Raw genomic sequence first — 15753 nt, 5'->3', positions numbered from 1 at the left:
CATGACGGGCAGGGGGCCCGCGACGGGCGTGGCCGAGCCACGGTCGAGCGGGTCGACGCCCCGAGCGCCGAAGGGGGCCCAGCCCCTCCGGCGTCCGCCTCAGATGGAGCCGCCTTCGACCATGAAGTTGTTGGCGGTGCACATGGCGCTGTCGTCCGACGCCAGGAACAGGACCATGCGGGCGAGGTAGACGGGGTCGATCGGGTCGGGCAGGCATTGGCGCTTCAGCTGCGCGTCGAGCTTCTCCGGCGTGACCCAGAGCTGCTTCTGCCGCTCGGTCATGACCCAGCCCGGTACCACGGTGTTGACGCGGATGCGATGGGGGCCGAGGTCGCGGGCGAAGCTCCGCGTCATGCCGTGCACGGCGGCCTTGGCGGTGGTGTAGACCGGCATGCCGCCGCCGGCTTCCCACCACGAGTTCGAGCCCATGTTGACGATCGAGCCCCGGCCCGCCGCCACCATGTCGGGCGCCACCGCCTGCGTGGCGAAGAACATGTGGCGCAGGTTCGTGGCGATGCGCTCGTCGTAATAGTCCGGCGTCACGGCTTCCCAGCCGTGGCGGTCGTCGCGCGCGGCGTTGTTGACCAGCACCCCCGCCGGCCCGACCTCGGCCTTCAACGTCGCGAAGGCGGCCTTGAGCGCGTCGATGTTGCGCAGGTCGCAGGCCGCGAAGCGCACCGCCCCGCCGACCTCGGCCGCCAGCGCCGCGCCGCGCGCCGCATCGATGTCGACGAATCCGACCTTGCTGCCCTGCTCGGCGAAGGCCCGCACGAGGTACTCGCCGATGCCCGCTGCCCCGCCCGTGACGTAGACGGTCGCGCCCTTCAGCGACGGATAGGTGGCGAAGCTCATGATGTTTCCTTCCCGGGTGATTTGTCCGACACATAGCCGATCCGGAGAAGCCTGTCAGGCGCGCCCGACCTTCAGCGCCATGTCGTGGCTGATGAGGCGCGTCACGGCGTGGCGGAGGTCCTGCCGGCCTTCGATGCGCCGGTCGAGCCCGGCCGTGGGCCAGGCGACGTAGCGCGAGCCCGCGGCGAGCCGCACCGTCGCGGACGCGGGCCCGCGTTGCAGGAAGGCGATCTCGCCGATGAACGTGCCGGGGCCGTAGGGGATGGTGCGCCCGCCCTTCTCGATCGAAACGCCGCCGGTGAGCACGTAGAAGAGCGCGTCCGGCGCTTTGCCCTCGTGGGTGAGGACCTCGCCGCCGGCGGCATCGTGCCAGGACGCGAGGCGCGCCAGCGCGCGGAACTCGCCCGGCGTCAGCAGCCCGAAGGCGTCGAACAGGCGGCGCTCCTCGGCGCTCAAGCCGATGTGGGTGCGGTCGAGCACCAGCTGCGCCAGCACGACGAGGTTGATGGTGAACAGCACCGCGTTCCAGAACAGGTCCTCCCAGTCCGGCGCGTCCGAGCCGTCGTAGTTGTTGGCGAGCGCGAGCGCGATGCTGACGAGCAGTACGGCGCGCAGCTTGATCTGGTCGCGGAACAGCAGCGCCGCCACGGAGGCCAGCGCGGCGAGGTGGACCAGAACATGGACGTGGGCGAGGAGCGTCATGGCCCGGCTTCGGCTTCGGCTTCGGCTTCGGCCGCGTCGCAGGCACCGCGCGACGGGCCTCGCCATGTCGCCAGCGGCGGTCCGCCCGTCAAGCGGGTGCGGCGATGCCCTCGGCCCATGGCGGCGATCCTGGCGAGGCAGACCGACGCCGGCGGCGTTTGCGGGCCGGGCCGAGGGGGCGGCGCGGTTCACACCTTGGCGACGCCGCCCGGCGCTCCTAAGGATGGGCTCACCCGCCGCCCCGAGCACCCCGATGGCCGACGCGCCCGTCCCCGCCACCCCCGCCGCCCCGCAGCCGACGGCGCTGCAACTGTTCCTCATCTTCTCCCGCATCGGGCTGACGAGCTTCGGCGGGGGCCTGAGCGGCTGGCTGTTGCGCGAGTTCGTGCGCGACCGGGCCTGGGTGGGCGAGGAGGAGTTCCTCAACGGGCTGTCGCTGTCGCAGGCGCTGCCGGGCGTCAACGTCACCAACATGGCGATCTGGATCGGCCACCGCCTGCTCGGCTTCCGCGGCGCCGCCGCCGGCGTGGCGGGCATCGTGGGGCCGGCCGCGGTGCTGATCGTCGGCATCAGCGCCGGCTTCGCGGCGCTGTCGCGCTTTCCCGCCACCCATTGGGCGCTCGACGGCGCGGCGGCGGCGGCCATCGGGCTCAGCGCGTCGATGGGCATCACCACGGCGCTGCGGGTGCCGCGGCGCTGGCTGCCGCTGGCCATCATGGCGGGCACCTTCGTGGCGATCGGCCCGCTGCACCAGCCGCTGGTCTATGTGGTGCTGGGCGTCGGCCTGGGCAGCATCGCCCTCGAATACGCGCGGTTGCGGCGCGGATGAGGGGCCCCGTCCTCGGCCTCTTCGCCGTCTTCGCGCCGCTGTCGCTCGTCACCGTCGGCGGGGGGCAGACCGTGATCGCCGCCATCCAGCGCCAGGTGGTCGACCAGCATCACTGGATGACGGCGCCGCAGTTCCTGAACGCCTTCGCGATCTCCCGCATGGCGCCGGGGCCGGGCTCGCTGCTGGCCACGCTGATCGGCTGGCAGGTCGCGGGGTTCTGGGGCGCCGTCGCGGCGACGCTCGGCATCTTCGGGCCGACCGCCATCCTCATCTACGGCGTCGCGGTGGTGTGGAAGCGCCACCAGGGCGCGCTGTGGCAGCGGGCGCTGGAAGGGGGGCTCCGGCCGGTCGCGGCCGGCATGATCCTGGCCTCGGTCTACGTGCTGCTGCAGTCGCTCGACGGCGGCTGGCTCGCCCAGGCCATCGCCTTCGCGTCGACGGCGGCTTTGATGGCGAGCCGGGTCAACCCGCTGCTGCTGCTCGTCGCCGGCGCGGGGATCTTCCTCGGCCTGCACGGGAACGGGTAGGTCCGAAGCCGGACTGCGCCGTTCTGGCCACAGACGTGGCGAAACTCGCGTCGGTGCGATCTCAGCCGTGGTCAGACGGCCTCCGCCGGCCCGATGATGCGGCGAAATCCGGGTGGGGCGCAGCGCGTCGCTTCGGGGAAGAAGACGATGGCGGGGGCATCATGAGGCGGGATCGGGTTGTCATGGCGGCCATGCTCGCCCTCTGGACGCTGGGTCTGACCGCGGTCGCCCCGGCCCAGGAGGCCGCGCCCACGCCCCCGGCTCCGGCGGCGCCCGCACCTCGCGCGGCGCCGCGCGCGGCCCGCAGGCCCGTCCGGCACGCGGCCGCCGTCGGCTCGAACCGGGCGGTGGGCCGGACCGGCGAGCCGATCGCGGCGCCGGGGCGGACCGCGGCCGCGACGGGCCCGGGCGCCGCGCGGGGCGCCAGCGGCACGGCGGGCGGCATCGGCGGCGCGCGGCGCGTCGGCAACCTCCAGGGCACCTCGGCCTCGCCCACCACGCCCACGGGGCTGCCGCCCGGCACGCTGGATTTCGGCAACGGCATCACGATGCTGGCCAACTACACGTCGGAGTCGGCCGGCAACCCGGTCGGCGGCATCCGCCAGGGCGTGCGCTACGCGGACCAGTTTTTCTTCGGCACCGACATCGACCTGCAGAAGCTCGCCGGCGTGTCAGGCGCCTTCCTGCACGGCATCTTCACGCAGCGCGACGGCCACAGCCTGTCCAACGACCTCATCGGCAACAGCATCTCGGTGCAGGAAATCTATGGCGGCGGCCAGACCTACCGGCTGACCTATCTCAGCCTCGAGAAGAAGCTGTTCGACGATCGGGTCGATGTCGAGGTCGGCCGCATCCCGGGTCAGACCGCCTTCCTGGGGTCGCCCTACTACTGCAACTTTCAGAACAATTCGGTCTGCGGCAGCCCGACCGTGGCCTTCACCGACACCAACTTCACCTACTTCCCGGCGCCGACCTGGGCCGGCGTGCTGAAGACGCAGCTCACGGATCGCTACTTCTTCAATGTCGGCGCCTATCAGGTGGCGCCCGAGAGCACCACGCGTGCGGACCACGGCGTCGGCTTCTTTGCGCCCTCGACCGGCTTCAACGTGCCCTTCGAACTCGGCTACGCCACGTCGTTCAAGAACGATCCCTATCCCCGCCATTACGGCGTCGGCGCCATCATCGACCGGTCGACCTACACGGACGCCGCCTTCGACCGGCAGGGCGGCTCGCCCGTCCTCACCGGCCTGCCCGGCGTGCAGCGCTTCGGCCGCACCGCCGCCTACGGGCGGTTCGACCAGTATCTGTATCGGCCCGACCTCGCTTCGCCGCGCGGCCTCAGCGTCTTCGCCCTCGCGATCGCGGGCACGGGCGGCCACCAGGTGGAGGACTACGAGTTCGAACTCGGCGGCGTCTACCTCGGTCCGTTCGCGAGCCGCCCCCTCGACTCGCTCGATGTCGTGGTGTCGACCCAGCATTATTCCGATATCGGCGTCGCGGGCATCCGCGCGTCTCGCATCGCCGCGGGGCTGAGCACGAACGACATCGACCGTCAGCAGACGTTCCTGGAACTCAACTACGGCATCCAGGTCGCCCCGTATGCGCGCCTGACGCCGAACATCCAGTACATCCTCGGCCCGGACCAGATCCGCGAGCCGAGCCGCCCGAAGCCCATCCCGGACGTCCTGGTGATCGGCGCCAAGCTGTCGGTGGACCTGTTCACCCTGGCCGGTCTCGCCAAAGGGCCGGAAGACCGGCTGTGACCCAGACCCCGGACGCGGGTTCGCTCAGCTCCAGAAGGGGTCGGCGTGGCGGAACCTGCGCCAGCGGCGGCGCAGGTCGCGCTCGTGGCCGCGGCGGCGCCCGTCGTTCCAGGCGAGCAGGGCCGCCGCCGGCTCGGCGAGCCCGGGATGGTCGGCCGGCGCGAGGTCGCCGACGCGCTCCTCCGTCACGGCGGCGTCGTTGATGGCGCCCAGGTTCCCGAGCACCTTCTTGATCGCCCCGACGTAGCGGTGGACGTCGCCGCTCGCGTAGAGCGAACTCACGTCCTCGCAGGCGTAGCGCAGCTTCTTCAGGCTCTTGCGCAGGGCGTGAAGCGCCTCGACGTCGAGCGACTTCAGGCGGCGCCCGCGCTTCAGAGCCCTGCGTTCCAGCCGGTCGAGCAGGTCCGGCAGGAGGTCGCGGAAGCGCGCGTCGCCGTCCTTCTCGCGCTTCATCCAGCCCCCGTCGGCCGTCCACAGCGAAAGGCCGAGCAGCAGCGCGGTGGGTACGGGCCCGTCGATGGCCGCCGCCACGGCCGCGTGGGCCCGCCCGCGCCGGGCTTGGGCGGCCTGGCGCAAGGCGGCCGCGGCGTCGGCGCCGAGGTCGCCCTCGGCCGCGGCGAGCGTTTCGGTGATGAACACGTCCCAGTCGCGCCCACCGCCGAGCACCCGGCCGAGGTCGCGCAGCTCGCGCTCGAAGCGCGCGGTCGCGTCGGGCTCGAGGTGGGGGGCGAAGAGCACGAACAGCGTGCGCATCTTGCGGATGGCGGCGCGGAGCCGGTGCACGCCCTCGACATCGCCGCGCGCCGCGGGCGACAGGTCGGCGGCGAAGTCCCGCGCGGAAGCCGCCAGCAAAGCCGGGAAGGCGTCGCGGAGCGCGATGTCGGCCGGCAGGGCCAGGTCGGCGGCGCCGGGATGGGGCGGCAGGTCGTCGGTGAGCAGCGCATAGCCGCGCTCGCTCTTGCTGTCCGGCCCGAAGCGCAGCGACGCGTCGCGGGCGAGCTCGGCGGCGAACTTCAGCAACGGGCCGACCGGGCCGCCCTTCAGCTCCAGCTCGACCTCGCTCAAGGGCTGCGACCGCCCTCCCGCCCGCACCTCGCCGGAGTCGAGCGCGGCCTCGACCGTGGTCTTGCCGTCGAGGGTGAGCACGCGGATGTCGCGCTCGACGTCGGTGGCGAAGACGGGCGCGACCCGGCCGAGGTCTCCGCCGAGCAGCGCCCGCGCTTCCGGGTCGCGCTCGACCGCCGCGGCATCGAGCGCGTCCGACGCCACGGGCCATTCCCATTCCCCGCGCGACGCGAAATTCGCCCCGCCGTGGAGGCTCTTCAGCGTCTGCACGAAGTTGTCGCCGGCCCGGCGCACCCGCAGCGCCACGCCCCGGGCCCGGAGGGCGAAGTCCGGGGTATCGTAATAGGTGGACAGGTTGCGCACGCGTCGCGGCGTCGCGGCGGCGAACAGGGGGTGGGCTTCGACGGCCGCGCGGGAAGCGGGGGGCAGCAGAAGCTTGATCTCGGTTTCCATGACGATCCTGTTCGCCGCGCGGACGCTCCTTCCATCCTAGCGCCGCCCGCAGGCCCTCGCCATCCCGGCTTCCAGCAATTCGCGGGCGCGTCCCGGCCCCCCGCGTTCGCCGATTTCGATCTCGCGGCCCTGGAGTCCGACGTAATGGCGGAAGAAGGCCTCGATCTCGTCGAGCAGGTGGGGCCTGAGGTCGTCGAGCGTTTCGATGTGGCCGGACGTGTGGGACTGGGCCGCGACGGCGAGCAGGCGGTCGTTGGAGATCCAGCGCCCGTCCTCCTTCTGGCGCACCGCGATCACGCCGATGAGCCTCGTCGCGATGATGCAGCCCACGGGCGTCGGCGCGTCGAGGAACACCAGCACGTCCATCGGGTCGCCGTCCTCGCCGAGCGTGGACGGCACGAAGCCGAAGTCGAAGGGGAAGACCGTTCCCTCGGGCAGCACGGCGTTCAAGCGGAACGCCGCGAGGCCATGGTCGTAGCCGTATTTGTTGGGGCTCCCCTTCGGCGTCTCGATCACCACGGTGATGCGGTCGTGGTCGAAGGCGGGGAGGTCGGCGAGGGTTCGGGGCGCTGGTGACATGACGGTTCCATGACGGTGGCACGGCAACGCCGGCGATCCCGCCGCGGTTCGGCGCGCGCCGGGCCGGCGGCCCGACGCCGCGCTTGAGCCCTTCGCCCCGAGCCCTTATCCAGGGGGAACAATCCGTGATCGCGCCGCACCGCCGGCGCATCGGGAGCGAGGATCGCATGTCCGCCAACCCCTTCTTCGAGACCTGGGACACCCCCTTCGGGGCCCCGCCCTTCGCCACCATCGCGCCCGAGCATTTCGTCCCCGCCTTCGAGCGCGCCATCGCGGACCACAGGTCCGAGGTCGACGCCATCAAGGGCGACCCGTCCGCGCCCACCTTCGACAACGTGGTGGGCGCGCTGGAGCGCGCCGGCCGGGCGCTGAGCCGCGTCGGCGGCGTGTTCTGGAACCTCGCGGGGGCCGACACCAACGACGCGCTGCAGGGCATCGAGCGGGACATGTCGCCGGTGCTGGCGCGCCATTGGCAGGCGATCGGCCTCGACCCGGAGCTGTTCGCCCGCGTCGAGGCCGTGCAGGCCGGCCGCGACGCGGGCGGCCTCACGCCCGAGCAGCGCCGCGTCCTCCAGCTCACCTACGACGGCTTCGTGCGCGGCGGCGCGAAGCTCGGCGACGCCGACCGGGCGAGGCTGGGGGAGATCGCCGAGCGCCTGGCCGAACTCGGCACGCGCTTCGGCCAGAACGTGCTCCACGACGAGAAGGCGTTCACCCTCGTGCTCGACGGCGAGGACGACCTCGCCGGCCTGCCGCCCGCCCTGCGCGACGCCGCCGCCCAGGCGGCCGCCGAGCGCGGGCTGCCGGGCCGGCACGTCGTGACGCTCGGCCGCTCGCTGATCGAGCCCTTCCTGCGCTTCTCCGCCCGGCGCGACCTGCGCGAAACGGCGTTCCGCGCCTTCGCGACCCGCGGCGAGCACCAGGGCGAGCACGACAACCGGCCCGTGGTGGCCGAGATGGCGCGGCTGCGCGCCGAGCGCGCGGCCCTGCTCGGCTTCCCGACCTACGCCCACCTCAAGCTCGACGACACGATGGCGAAGACGCCCGAAGCGGTGCGCGGCCTGCTCGACCGCGTGTGGGACAGCGCCCGCGCCAAGGCGGCGAAGGACGCGGAAAAGCTGGCCGAGGTGGTGCGGGAGGAGGGCGGCGACTTCGCCCTCGCGCCCCACGATTGGCGCCACTACGCCGAGAAGGTACGGCGGCGCGACTACGACCTCGACGAGAGCGAGATCAAGAGCTACCTCGCGCTCGACAACATCGCCGAAGCGGCCTTCGACACCGCCACGAAGCTGTTCGGCATCACCTTCACGCCGCGGCCCGACGTCCCCGTCTACCACCCCGACGTGAAGGCCTTCGAGGTGCGGGACCGCGACGGCGCCGCGGTGGCGCTGTTCTTCGCCGACTATTTCGCGCGGCCGTCGAAGCGCTCCGGCGCGTGGATGAGCGGCTTCCGCGGCCAGAACAACATGGACGGGGTGCGGCAGCGCCCCATCGTGGTCAACGTCATGAACTTCGCCAAGGGCGGCGACGGCGAGCCGACGCTGCTGTCGATGGACGACGCCCGCACCCTGTTCCACGAGTTCGGCCACGCGCTGCACGGCATGCTGTCGGACGTCACCTACCCGTCGATCGCCGGCACGGGCGTGTCGCGCGACTTCGTCGAGTTCCCGTCCCAGCTCTACGAGCACTGGATGACGCGCCCGGAGGTGCTGAAGCGCTTCGCCCTGCACCACGACACCGGCGAGCCCATGCCGGACGCGCTGTTCGAGCGGCTGACCGCGGCGCGCAACTTTTCCCAGGGCTTCGCGACGGTGGAATATTGCGCCTCGGCCATCGTCGACATGGCGTTCCACACCCTGACGCCCGAGGAGGCTCGCGCCGGCGTCGACCCGGCGGCGATCGAGGCCGCGACGCTCGACGCCATCGGCATGCCCGCCGCCATCGTGATGCGCCATCGCACGCCGCATTTCTCCCACGTCTTCGCGGGCGACGGCTATTCGGCGGGGTATTATTCCTACCTGTGGTCGGAGATGCTCGACGCCGACGGCTTCGGCGCCTTCGAGGAGAACGGCGTGTTCGATCCCGCCACGGCCGAGAAGCTGCGCGCCGACGTGCTCGCGGCCGGCAACACCCGCCCGCCCGAGGAGGCCTACATGGCGTTCCGCGGCCGCATGCCGAGCGTGGAAACGCTGCTCGAGCGGCGCGGGCTGAACTGAGCGCGCCATGGCCTGGTCACCCCAGCAGGACGCGGCGCTGAAGGCCGTGTCGGCCTGGCTGAAGGCGGCGGACCGGCCGGTCTTCCGCCTGTTCGGCTATGCCGGCACCGGCAAGACGACGCTGGCGAAGCAGATCGCCGAGGACGCGCCCGGTGAGGTCGCCTTCGGGGCCTTCACCGGCAAGGCGGCCCTGGTCCTGAAGTCGAAGGGCTGCCGGGGCGCCTCGACCATCCACTCGATGATCTACCGCACCCAGGGCGACGAGGAGGAGGAGACGCCCTCCTTCGTCCTGAACAAGAAGGCCAGCGCCAACGACGCCGACCTCATCATCATCGACGAATGCTCGATGGTGGACGAGGAGCTCGGGCGCGACCTCCTCAGCTTCGGCAAGCCCGTGCTGGTGCTGGGCGACACCGCGCAGCTGCCGCCCGTGAAGGGCGGCGGCTTCTTCACCGACGCCGCGCCCGACGTGATGCTGACGGAGGTGCACCGGCAGGCGGCCGACAACCCCATCATCCGCATGTCGATGACGGTGCGGGAAGGCGGGCGCCTGGCGCTCGGCACCTACGGCGACAGCCGCGTGATCCGCCGCGCCGAGATCGAGGCGCCGACCGTGATGCAGTCCGACCAGGTGCTGGTCGGCATCAACAAGACGCGCCGCGCCTACAACGGCCGCATGCGGACGCTGCTCGGCCATGCCGGCGACAAGCCCGAGATCGGGGAAAAGCTCGTCTGCCTGCGCAACGACAAGAAGAAGGGCCTGCTCAACGGCGGCACCTGGATCGTCACCGCCGTGCACGCGGACCGTGGCGCCAAGTTCTCCTTCAGCGTGAAGCCCGAGGAGGAGGGCAAGCGCAAGCCCGTGCGGGTCGGCGTGCTGCCGGCCTTCTTCGAAGGCCGCGACGAGGAGATCCCGTTCGCGCAGAAGCGCGAGTCGGACCAGTTCGACTTCGGCTACGCGCTGACGGTCCACAAGGCGCAGGGCTCGCAGTGGGACGACGTGGTGCTGTTCGACGAAAGCTTCGCGTTCCGCGAACACAGCGCGCGGTGGCTCTACACCGGCCTGACGCGGGCCGCCAAGACCGTGACCGTCGTGGTGTGACCGGGCCCGCTCCGCCGCGCCGCGGAGCGGCCCGAAAAGCGGCCGAAAAGACACAACTTTCCGCTTCATTCACCAGCCTGCCCATAGGGGGCGGTCCGGCAGCAGCTGAGCCTTGACCGTTGAAACATTGTGTCCGAAGGATGGAACCGCCGTTCGGAAAGGGCTTCGGCTTCTGATGGCGCGTTTCTGTCCGGCCCCGCAGCGATTTGGTTTCGAGTGAGCGAACGAGCGCAGCGTGACGTCGTGGCGAAGCTCGAAAACATCAAAGACGGCGATATTCGGGCGCTCGCCCCCCATCCGTGCAACCAAAAGCTTGGCCGCACGTTTTCGGGACAAGCGAGCGCGCGGTTCCGCCGTCCGATGCTTCGGGCGGGGGGCAAGCGAACGATGAGCGCGAAGCACTGAGAACAAGCACCAACGGATCAGGAGAGATCTAAAATGTCGTCCTTCATCACCAAGGCTGCGCTGGCCCCGGTGGCCGCTTCCTTCGCCCTCATGCTGCTCGCCAGCGCCCCGGTTTCCGCCCAGGGCACCCTGACCAACGGCCCGGATGGCCTGCAGCCGAACTCGCTCGGCGGTTCCAAGCCGCACAACGAGCGCATGCGCCGTCCGCTGACGGTCCGTCGCGCTGCCGGCGTCCCCGTGGTCGCCGCTGCCCCGGTCGCCGCCGCCCCGGTCGTCGCCAACCCGATCACGGGCGTTCTCGGCGTCGGCTCGACCGTCGTCGGCCTGCCCTTCCAGGTCCTCGGCGGGATCTTCCCGGCCGACAACGCGGCCCGCAAGGGTGGCGTGACCGCCGTCCGCTACGTCGGCACCGGCGCCAAGCAGGCCGAGATCGACGAAGGCTTCGCCACGCCGGTCCCGGTGGACCGTTCCGGCCCGATCTTCGTCGTCGAGAACGGCGATCCCACCATCACCCCGTTCTCGCTGATCGGCGCCCCGATCCGCGCCGTCGGCACGATCGCCCAGACCCCGTTCCGCGTCATCGGCGCCCCGTTCGGCGGCACCCCGACGTTCTGATCCCATCCGACGACCGCGGCGGCTTCGGCCGTCGCGGATCGAGACCGACGATGCGCCGGCTCCGCGAGGGGCCGGCGTTTTCGTTTTTCACGGGCTCCGACCGCCTCGGGTGTCAAGCCAGCTTGACACAACGGGGTGGCCGAGGGGATGTTTCACATCGCGGGACGGCGCACTACATGAGGGTTCGCTCATCGACGACGGCATCACCGCCGCGCCGCTGGGACCAGCGGCCGTGGAAGGCCGGACCATCGGGGGCGCCTCGTCGCGCGTCCTGGTCATCATGAGGGTTCGCGATGCAGTACCGCCAGTTCTTCGACGACGCGCTGACGCGGTTGCGGGACGAGCGGCGCTACCGCGTCTTCGCCGACCTCGAGCGTGACGCGGAGCGCTTCCCCCGCGCCACCTGGCACCACGGCGGCGACGAGATCGACGTCATGGTCTGGTGCTCCAACGATTACCTCGGCATGGGGCGCCATCCGGTCGTGATCGCGGCCATGCGGACGGCGGCGCAACGCTACGGCGCCGGCGCGGGCGGCACGCGCAACATTTCCGGCAACAGCCACCCCGTGGTGGCGCTCGAGGCGGAGCTCGCCGACCTCCACGGCAAGTCCGCCGCCCTGGCCTTCACGTCGGGCTGGATCTCGAACCTGGCCGGCATCTCCACCATCGCCAGCCTGCTGCCCGACGCCCTGATCCTGTCCGACGCGTGGAACCACAATTCCATGATCGAGGGCATCCGCCGTTCGGGCTGCGAGAAGCAGGTCTTCCGCCACAACGACGTCGACCACCTCGAAGACCTGCTTCGCGACGCCGGGTCGGACCGCGCCAAGCTCATCGTCTTCGAAAGCCTGTATTCGATGGACGGCGACATGGCCCCGATCGGGCGCATCACCGAGCTGGCGCGGCGCTACGGGGCCATGACCTACTGCGACGAGGTGCATGCCGTCGGCCTCTACGGGCCCCGCGGGGCCGGGATCGCGGAGCGCGACGGCGTGATGGGCGAGGTCGACGTGCTGGAAGGGACCCTGGCCAAGGGGTTCGGCACGCTCGGCGGCTATATCGCGGGCGACGCGGCGGTGATCGATGCCGTGCGCTCCTACGCGCCCTCCTTCATCTTCACCACCGCCCTGCCGCCGGCCGTGGCGGCGGCCGCCACCGCGGCGGTCCGCCACCTCAAGGCATCCGGCGAGGAGCGCGCCCGCCACCAAGCGCGCGTGTCCGACACCAAGCTCGCGCTGCTCCGCGCCGGCATCCCCGTCATGGAGAACCGCTCCCACATCGTGCCGGTCTTCGTCGGCGATGCGGAGCTGTGCAAGGCCGCGAGCGATCGGCTTCTGGAGAAGCACCGCATCTACATCCAGCCGATCAACTACCCGACGGTGGCCCGGGGCACCGAGCGGCTCCGGATCACCCCGACGCCGTTCCACGGCCGGGCCGAGATCGCGGCCCTGACCGAAGCCCTGAGCGAGGTTTGGCAGGCCCTCGACCTCCCGACCACGGCGCACGACCGGGCGATCGCGGCCGAGTGACCGCCATCGTCGGCCGACCACGCGGGGCGCGGCCGTAGCCGACGCCCCCCTCGCGCCGCCGGCCCCGCTGCCCGGCCCCGTCGCGCGATCAGCGTGGTCGCCTCGCTCCGCGTCAGCGTGCCAGCCAGGCGGCGATGCGGCGGCCGACCTCGACGACGTCCTCGGTCCGGCGCGCGTAGCACAGCCGCACGAAGCCTTCGCCGATCGCGCCGAAGGCTGACCCCGGCGCGACGCCCACCCCCGCCTCGTCGACCAGGCGCAGCGCGAGGGCGCGGCTGTCCGTCACCCCGTCGAAGCCGCAGAACAGGTAGAAGGCGCCGTCCGGCAGGGCGCAGCGCAGCCGCCCCGTACCCCGCAACGCGGCGGCCAACAGGTCGCGGTTGGCGCGGGCGCGCTCGACCTGCGTCCGGATCAGGTCCTCGCCGCCCGCGATGGCCGCCACGGCGGCCCGCTGCGTCGCCACCGGCACGCCCGAGGTGGAATATTGGACGAGGTTCTCGATCGCGGGGCCGAGCTCCGGCGGCGCTTCCAGCCAGCCGATGCGCCAGCCCGTCATGGCCCAGTTCTTCGAGAAGGTTTGCGCGAAAAGCACGCGGTCGTCGGCGCGCATGACGTCGTGGAACGAGGGGGCACGCGGGCCCGGGCCGTGGAAGAACCGGCCGTAGATCTCGTCGGCGACGATCCACAGGCCGTTGGCGCGCGCGAAGGCGAGCAACCCTTCCAGTTCGCCGTGCGTCGCCGTCCAGCCCGTCGGGTTGGACGGCGAGTTGACGATGAGCGCGCGGGTGCGCGGCGTGAGGGCGGCCTCCAGGTCCTCGACGGCGATGCGCCAGCGCCCGTGGTCGGCCTCGCCCTCGAACCGCATGGGGCACTCGACCGGCGCCGCGCCCGCCGCCACCAGCGCCCCGCCGAAGTTCGGCCAGGCCGGCGTCGGCACCAGCACCTCGTCGCCCGTGCCGGCGACCAGGCGGACGGCGATCTGCAGGGCGTGCATGCCGCCGACGGTGGCGAAGAAGCGTTCCGGGCCGAAGTGTCCCCCGTCGAACGGGCGGCCGTAATGCGCCTCCATGTACCCCGCGATGGCGGACCTCAGGTCCGGGATGCCGGCCTGGTAGGTGTAGAAGGTTTCACCCGCCGCGAGGGCCGCCGCCGCCGCGTCGCAGATGAAGCCCGGCGTCGACAGGTCGCCCTCGCCGACCCAGAGCGGGATCAGCCCCTGCCGGTTCCGACCGTAGTCGAAGACTTCCACGATGCCGCTCGTCGGCAGCGCCCGCACTTCGGGGCGGACGTGGTCGAGAATGGAAAGCGTCGTCGGATCTGGCATCTTGGAAAGGCTCGTCGGGGCGGGTCGATCCGCCGTTCCGTGCCATGGCCGCGCCGCGATGGCGAGGCCGTTCCGTGGGCCGGTGGGCGGCGGAGGACCTCTCGACGGGTCGGGGCGGAAGCCCCGGGCCCGCTGCTGACCGGGACGGCGCTGCCGCGCCGGTCCCGCCCGTTTCGGATCAGAACGAGTAATAGCGGATGGAGGTCAGCACGGTGCTCTCGTCGGCATGCGGCGCACCCCCCTGCAGGGCCGAGAAGGCGAAGCGCTGCGTGAAGGAATATTGCAGGCCGCCGCGCAGCTGGCCGTAGGCGCCGTTGTAGAACGTGTCCCACGTGCCCGCCGTGATCTGCCGGACGAGGCGGTTGTTGCCCGTGCAGGTCGCCGCCGACCCTTCGATGTTGCAGCCCGCGTTGGAGTTGAGCGCGTTGCCGTAGCCGTAGTTCACGCCGGCGACCGTGCCCTGCGACGAGCGGGCGTCCTGTTCCATGCCGGCATAGGCGTAGAAGTCGAGCGCCGGCGTGGCGTGGAGCGTGGCGCCGGCCAGCAGCATGGATTCCGACAGCGGCTTGGCCTGGCCGTTCGAGCTCACCGTGATGTCGGGAAGCTGGGCCGTGCCGTAGCGGCCGAGGCCCGCGCCGACCGCGCCCGACAGCTGCACGCTGAGGACCTTCGGGAGCAGGTCGACCAGCACGCTGCTGCCGCCCCCACCGCCGATCACGTCGCGGTTCCGGCCGTTGTAGCGGCTGTAGAAGTCGCGGCCGATGCCGAACCCCTCGACGTGCACGTCGTGGCCGTCCACCGTCGGGTCGTAGGCCACCTTGCCGACGATGTCGGGGGCGTGGTTGAGCGACAGCGAATTGGCGGAGTTGAACAGGCCGCCGCCCGTGGACGCCTGATTGTAGGTGAAGGTGGCGGGCAGCGCGCCGCTTTCGGTGGTCTGCGGGTTCTCGGCCGAGATGCCGACGGCGAGGATGGGGCTGATGTCCTTCACGAGCCGGACCTGCGGCTGGCGCGCCCAAACGAAGCCCGGCACGTACTGGGCATCGATGGTGAGCGGGATGTTCTCCTTGCGGACCTGGAGGCCCTTGGCGAACATCGTCGCCAGCGACCAGGTCTGGCCCGCGAGGAGGTGCAGCCCGTAATCCGAGCGGTCCACCGTCGTGTAGAGGTGGCGGACGCGGAGGTTGTAGCTGTTGCTCTCGTTCGAGTTCGCCGTCTGGGCCGCGCCGAGGAAGTCGAACTCGCCGTAGGCGGCGATGTGGGTGAAGGGATCCGGGTTGCCCTCGACGAGGCCGGAGATGCGGCTCTGGCGCGCCGAGAAGCGGAACTCGCCGAGGCGGCCCGAACGGCTCTGCCGGAACGGGATCGCGCCGAAGGGCGAGTCGATGTCGGCCGACAGGTTGTGCTGGCGCGTCACCGTTTCGAGCGCCACGAACCCGCCCGGCGTGAAGGTAAGCCCCTTGTAGCAAAGCGACTTCTCGGGGCAGGCCACGAACAGCGGCGTCGGCCCGTCGCCGTAGTTCTGGTCGCCCACCGCCTTCACCGCCACGGCGGTGCCACCCGGGGACGCGGTGCCGGCCCGCTTCGGCGCGGCGCGGGGCGCGTCCCGCGCCGCCTGCCTCTTGTCGCGCTCCTGGGCGTCGACTTTGGCTTCGAGGCGCCTGAGCTGCGCCTTCAGCAGCGCGATCTCGGCGGCGGTCGACGTGTCGGCGTGGACCCCCGACGCGCCGAAGCCCAGCAGCATGCAGGACAGCGAGGCGGTCGACAGGAGGCGGTGGCGGCTCTGCATGGC

At 71.6% G+C, this 15753-nt stretch carries 13 protein-coding genes; 7 read left to right on the top strand and 6 right to left on the bottom strand.

Annotation, left to right across the window (positions count from 1 at the left end; translation table 11 throughout):
* Positions 1-99: 99 nt before the first annotated feature.
* Both D3273_RS01750 and D3273_RS01745 read right to left on the bottom strand, forming a co-directional pair.
* Positions 100-852 (bottom strand): SDR family NAD(P)-dependent oxidoreductase, encoded by a 753-nt coding sequence (locus D3273_RS01750; RefSeq protein WP_129222859.1) that lies wholly within the window; start codon positions 850-852, stop codon positions 100-102.
* 54 nt (positions 853-906) lie between these two features.
* On the bottom strand, positions 907-1554 hold the full coding sequence (locus tag D3273_RS01745) for a Crp/Fnr family transcriptional regulator (RefSeq protein ID WP_165359334.1): 648 nt from the start codon (positions 1552-1554) through the stop codon (positions 907-909).
* Between the two features lie 253 nt (positions 1555-1807).
* Between D3273_RS01745 and D3273_RS01740 the strand changes: the two genes are divergently transcribed.
* The 3 genes from D3273_RS01740 (at position 1808) to D3273_RS01730 (ending at position 4673) form a co-directional block, all read left to right on the top strand.
* A complete protein-coding gene (locus tag D3273_RS01740; protein ID WP_207210621.1) occupies positions 1808-2383 on the top strand; it encodes a chromate transporter in 576 nt (191 codons plus the stop codon).
* The gene (locus D3273_RS01735) at positions 2380-2910 is read left to right on the top strand and encodes a chromate transporter (RefSeq protein ID WP_129222856.1); all 531 of its coding nucleotides are present in this window, start codon (positions 2380-2382) and stop codon (positions 2908-2910) included. The genes D3273_RS01740 and D3273_RS01735 overlap by 4 nt, the downstream gene beginning before the upstream one ends.
* Before the next feature lie 182 nt (positions 2911-3092).
* The gene (locus tag D3273_RS01730; protein ID WP_129222855.1) at positions 3093-4673 is read left to right on the top strand and encodes a carbohydrate porin; all 1581 of its coding nucleotides are present in this window, start codon (positions 3093-3095) and stop codon (positions 4671-4673) included.
* Between the two features lie 24 nt (positions 4674-4697).
* Here D3273_RS01730 and D3273_RS01725 read toward each other — a convergent pair whose 3' ends face one another.
* Both D3273_RS01725 and D3273_RS01720 read right to left on the bottom strand, forming a co-directional pair.
* Positions 4698-6191, bottom strand: a complete 1494-nt coding sequence (locus tag D3273_RS01725; RefSeq protein WP_129222854.1) for a CYTH and CHAD domain-containing protein — start codon at positions 6189-6191, stop codon at positions 4698-4700.
* Between the two features lie 36 nt (positions 6192-6227).
* Positions 6228-6770, bottom strand: a complete 543-nt coding sequence (locus D3273_RS01720; protein WP_129222853.1) for an inorganic diphosphatase — start codon at positions 6768-6770, stop codon at positions 6228-6230.
* Between the two features lie 167 nt (positions 6771-6937).
* Between D3273_RS01720 and D3273_RS01715 the strand changes: the two genes are divergently transcribed.
* The 4 genes from D3273_RS01715 (at position 6938) to hemA (ending at position 12637) form a co-directional block, all read left to right on the top strand.
* Positions 6938-8986 carry a M3 family metallopeptidase gene (locus tag D3273_RS01715; RefSeq protein ID WP_129222852.1) on the top strand — a complete coding sequence of 683 codons (2049 nt, stop codon included), beginning with the start codon at positions 6938-6940 and terminating at the stop codon, positions 8984-8986.
* Between the two features lie 7 nt (positions 8987-8993).
* On the top strand, positions 8994-10088 hold the full coding sequence (locus tag D3273_RS01710) for an ATP-dependent DNA helicase (RefSeq protein ID WP_129222851.1): 1095 nt from the start codon (positions 8994-8996) through the stop codon (positions 10086-10088).
* Between the two features lie 438 nt (positions 10089-10526).
* On the top strand, positions 10527-11108 hold the full coding sequence (locus D3273_RS01705) for a hypothetical protein (protein ID WP_129222850.1): 582 nt from the start codon (positions 10527-10529) through the stop codon (positions 11106-11108).
* A 293-nt stretch (positions 11109-11401) separates the two neighbouring features.
* Positions 11402-12637: a 5-aminolevulinate synthase gene (gene hemA / locus D3273_RS01700; RefSeq protein ID WP_129222849.1), complete on the top strand. Its 1236-nt coding sequence runs from the start codon at positions 11402-11404 to the stop codon at positions 12635-12637.
* Between the two features lie 112 nt (positions 12638-12749).
* On the opposite strand, the gene D3273_RS01695 is transcribed toward hemA, so the two are convergent.
* Together D3273_RS01695 and D3273_RS01690 are read right to left on the bottom strand one after the other, a co-directional pair.
* A complete protein-coding gene (locus D3273_RS01695) occupies positions 12750-13961 on the bottom strand; it encodes a pyridoxal phosphate-dependent aminotransferase (RefSeq protein WP_129222848.1) in 1212 nt (403 codons plus the stop codon).
* A 178-nt stretch (positions 13962-14139) separates the two neighbouring features.
* A complete protein-coding gene (locus D3273_RS01690; RefSeq protein ID WP_129222847.1) occupies positions 14140-15750 on the bottom strand; it encodes a hypothetical protein in 1611 nt (536 codons plus the stop codon).
* Positions 15751-15753: the final 3 nt, after the last annotated feature.

It is taken from the genome of Lichenibacterium minor (genome assembly GCF_004137685.1).
GTDB lineage: Bacteria > Pseudomonadota > Alphaproteobacteria > Rhizobiales > Beijerinckiaceae > Lichenihabitans > Lichenihabitans minor.
Note: the sequence above shows the minus strand (reverse complement) of the source record. Positions and strands in the feature narration are given on the sequence as shown.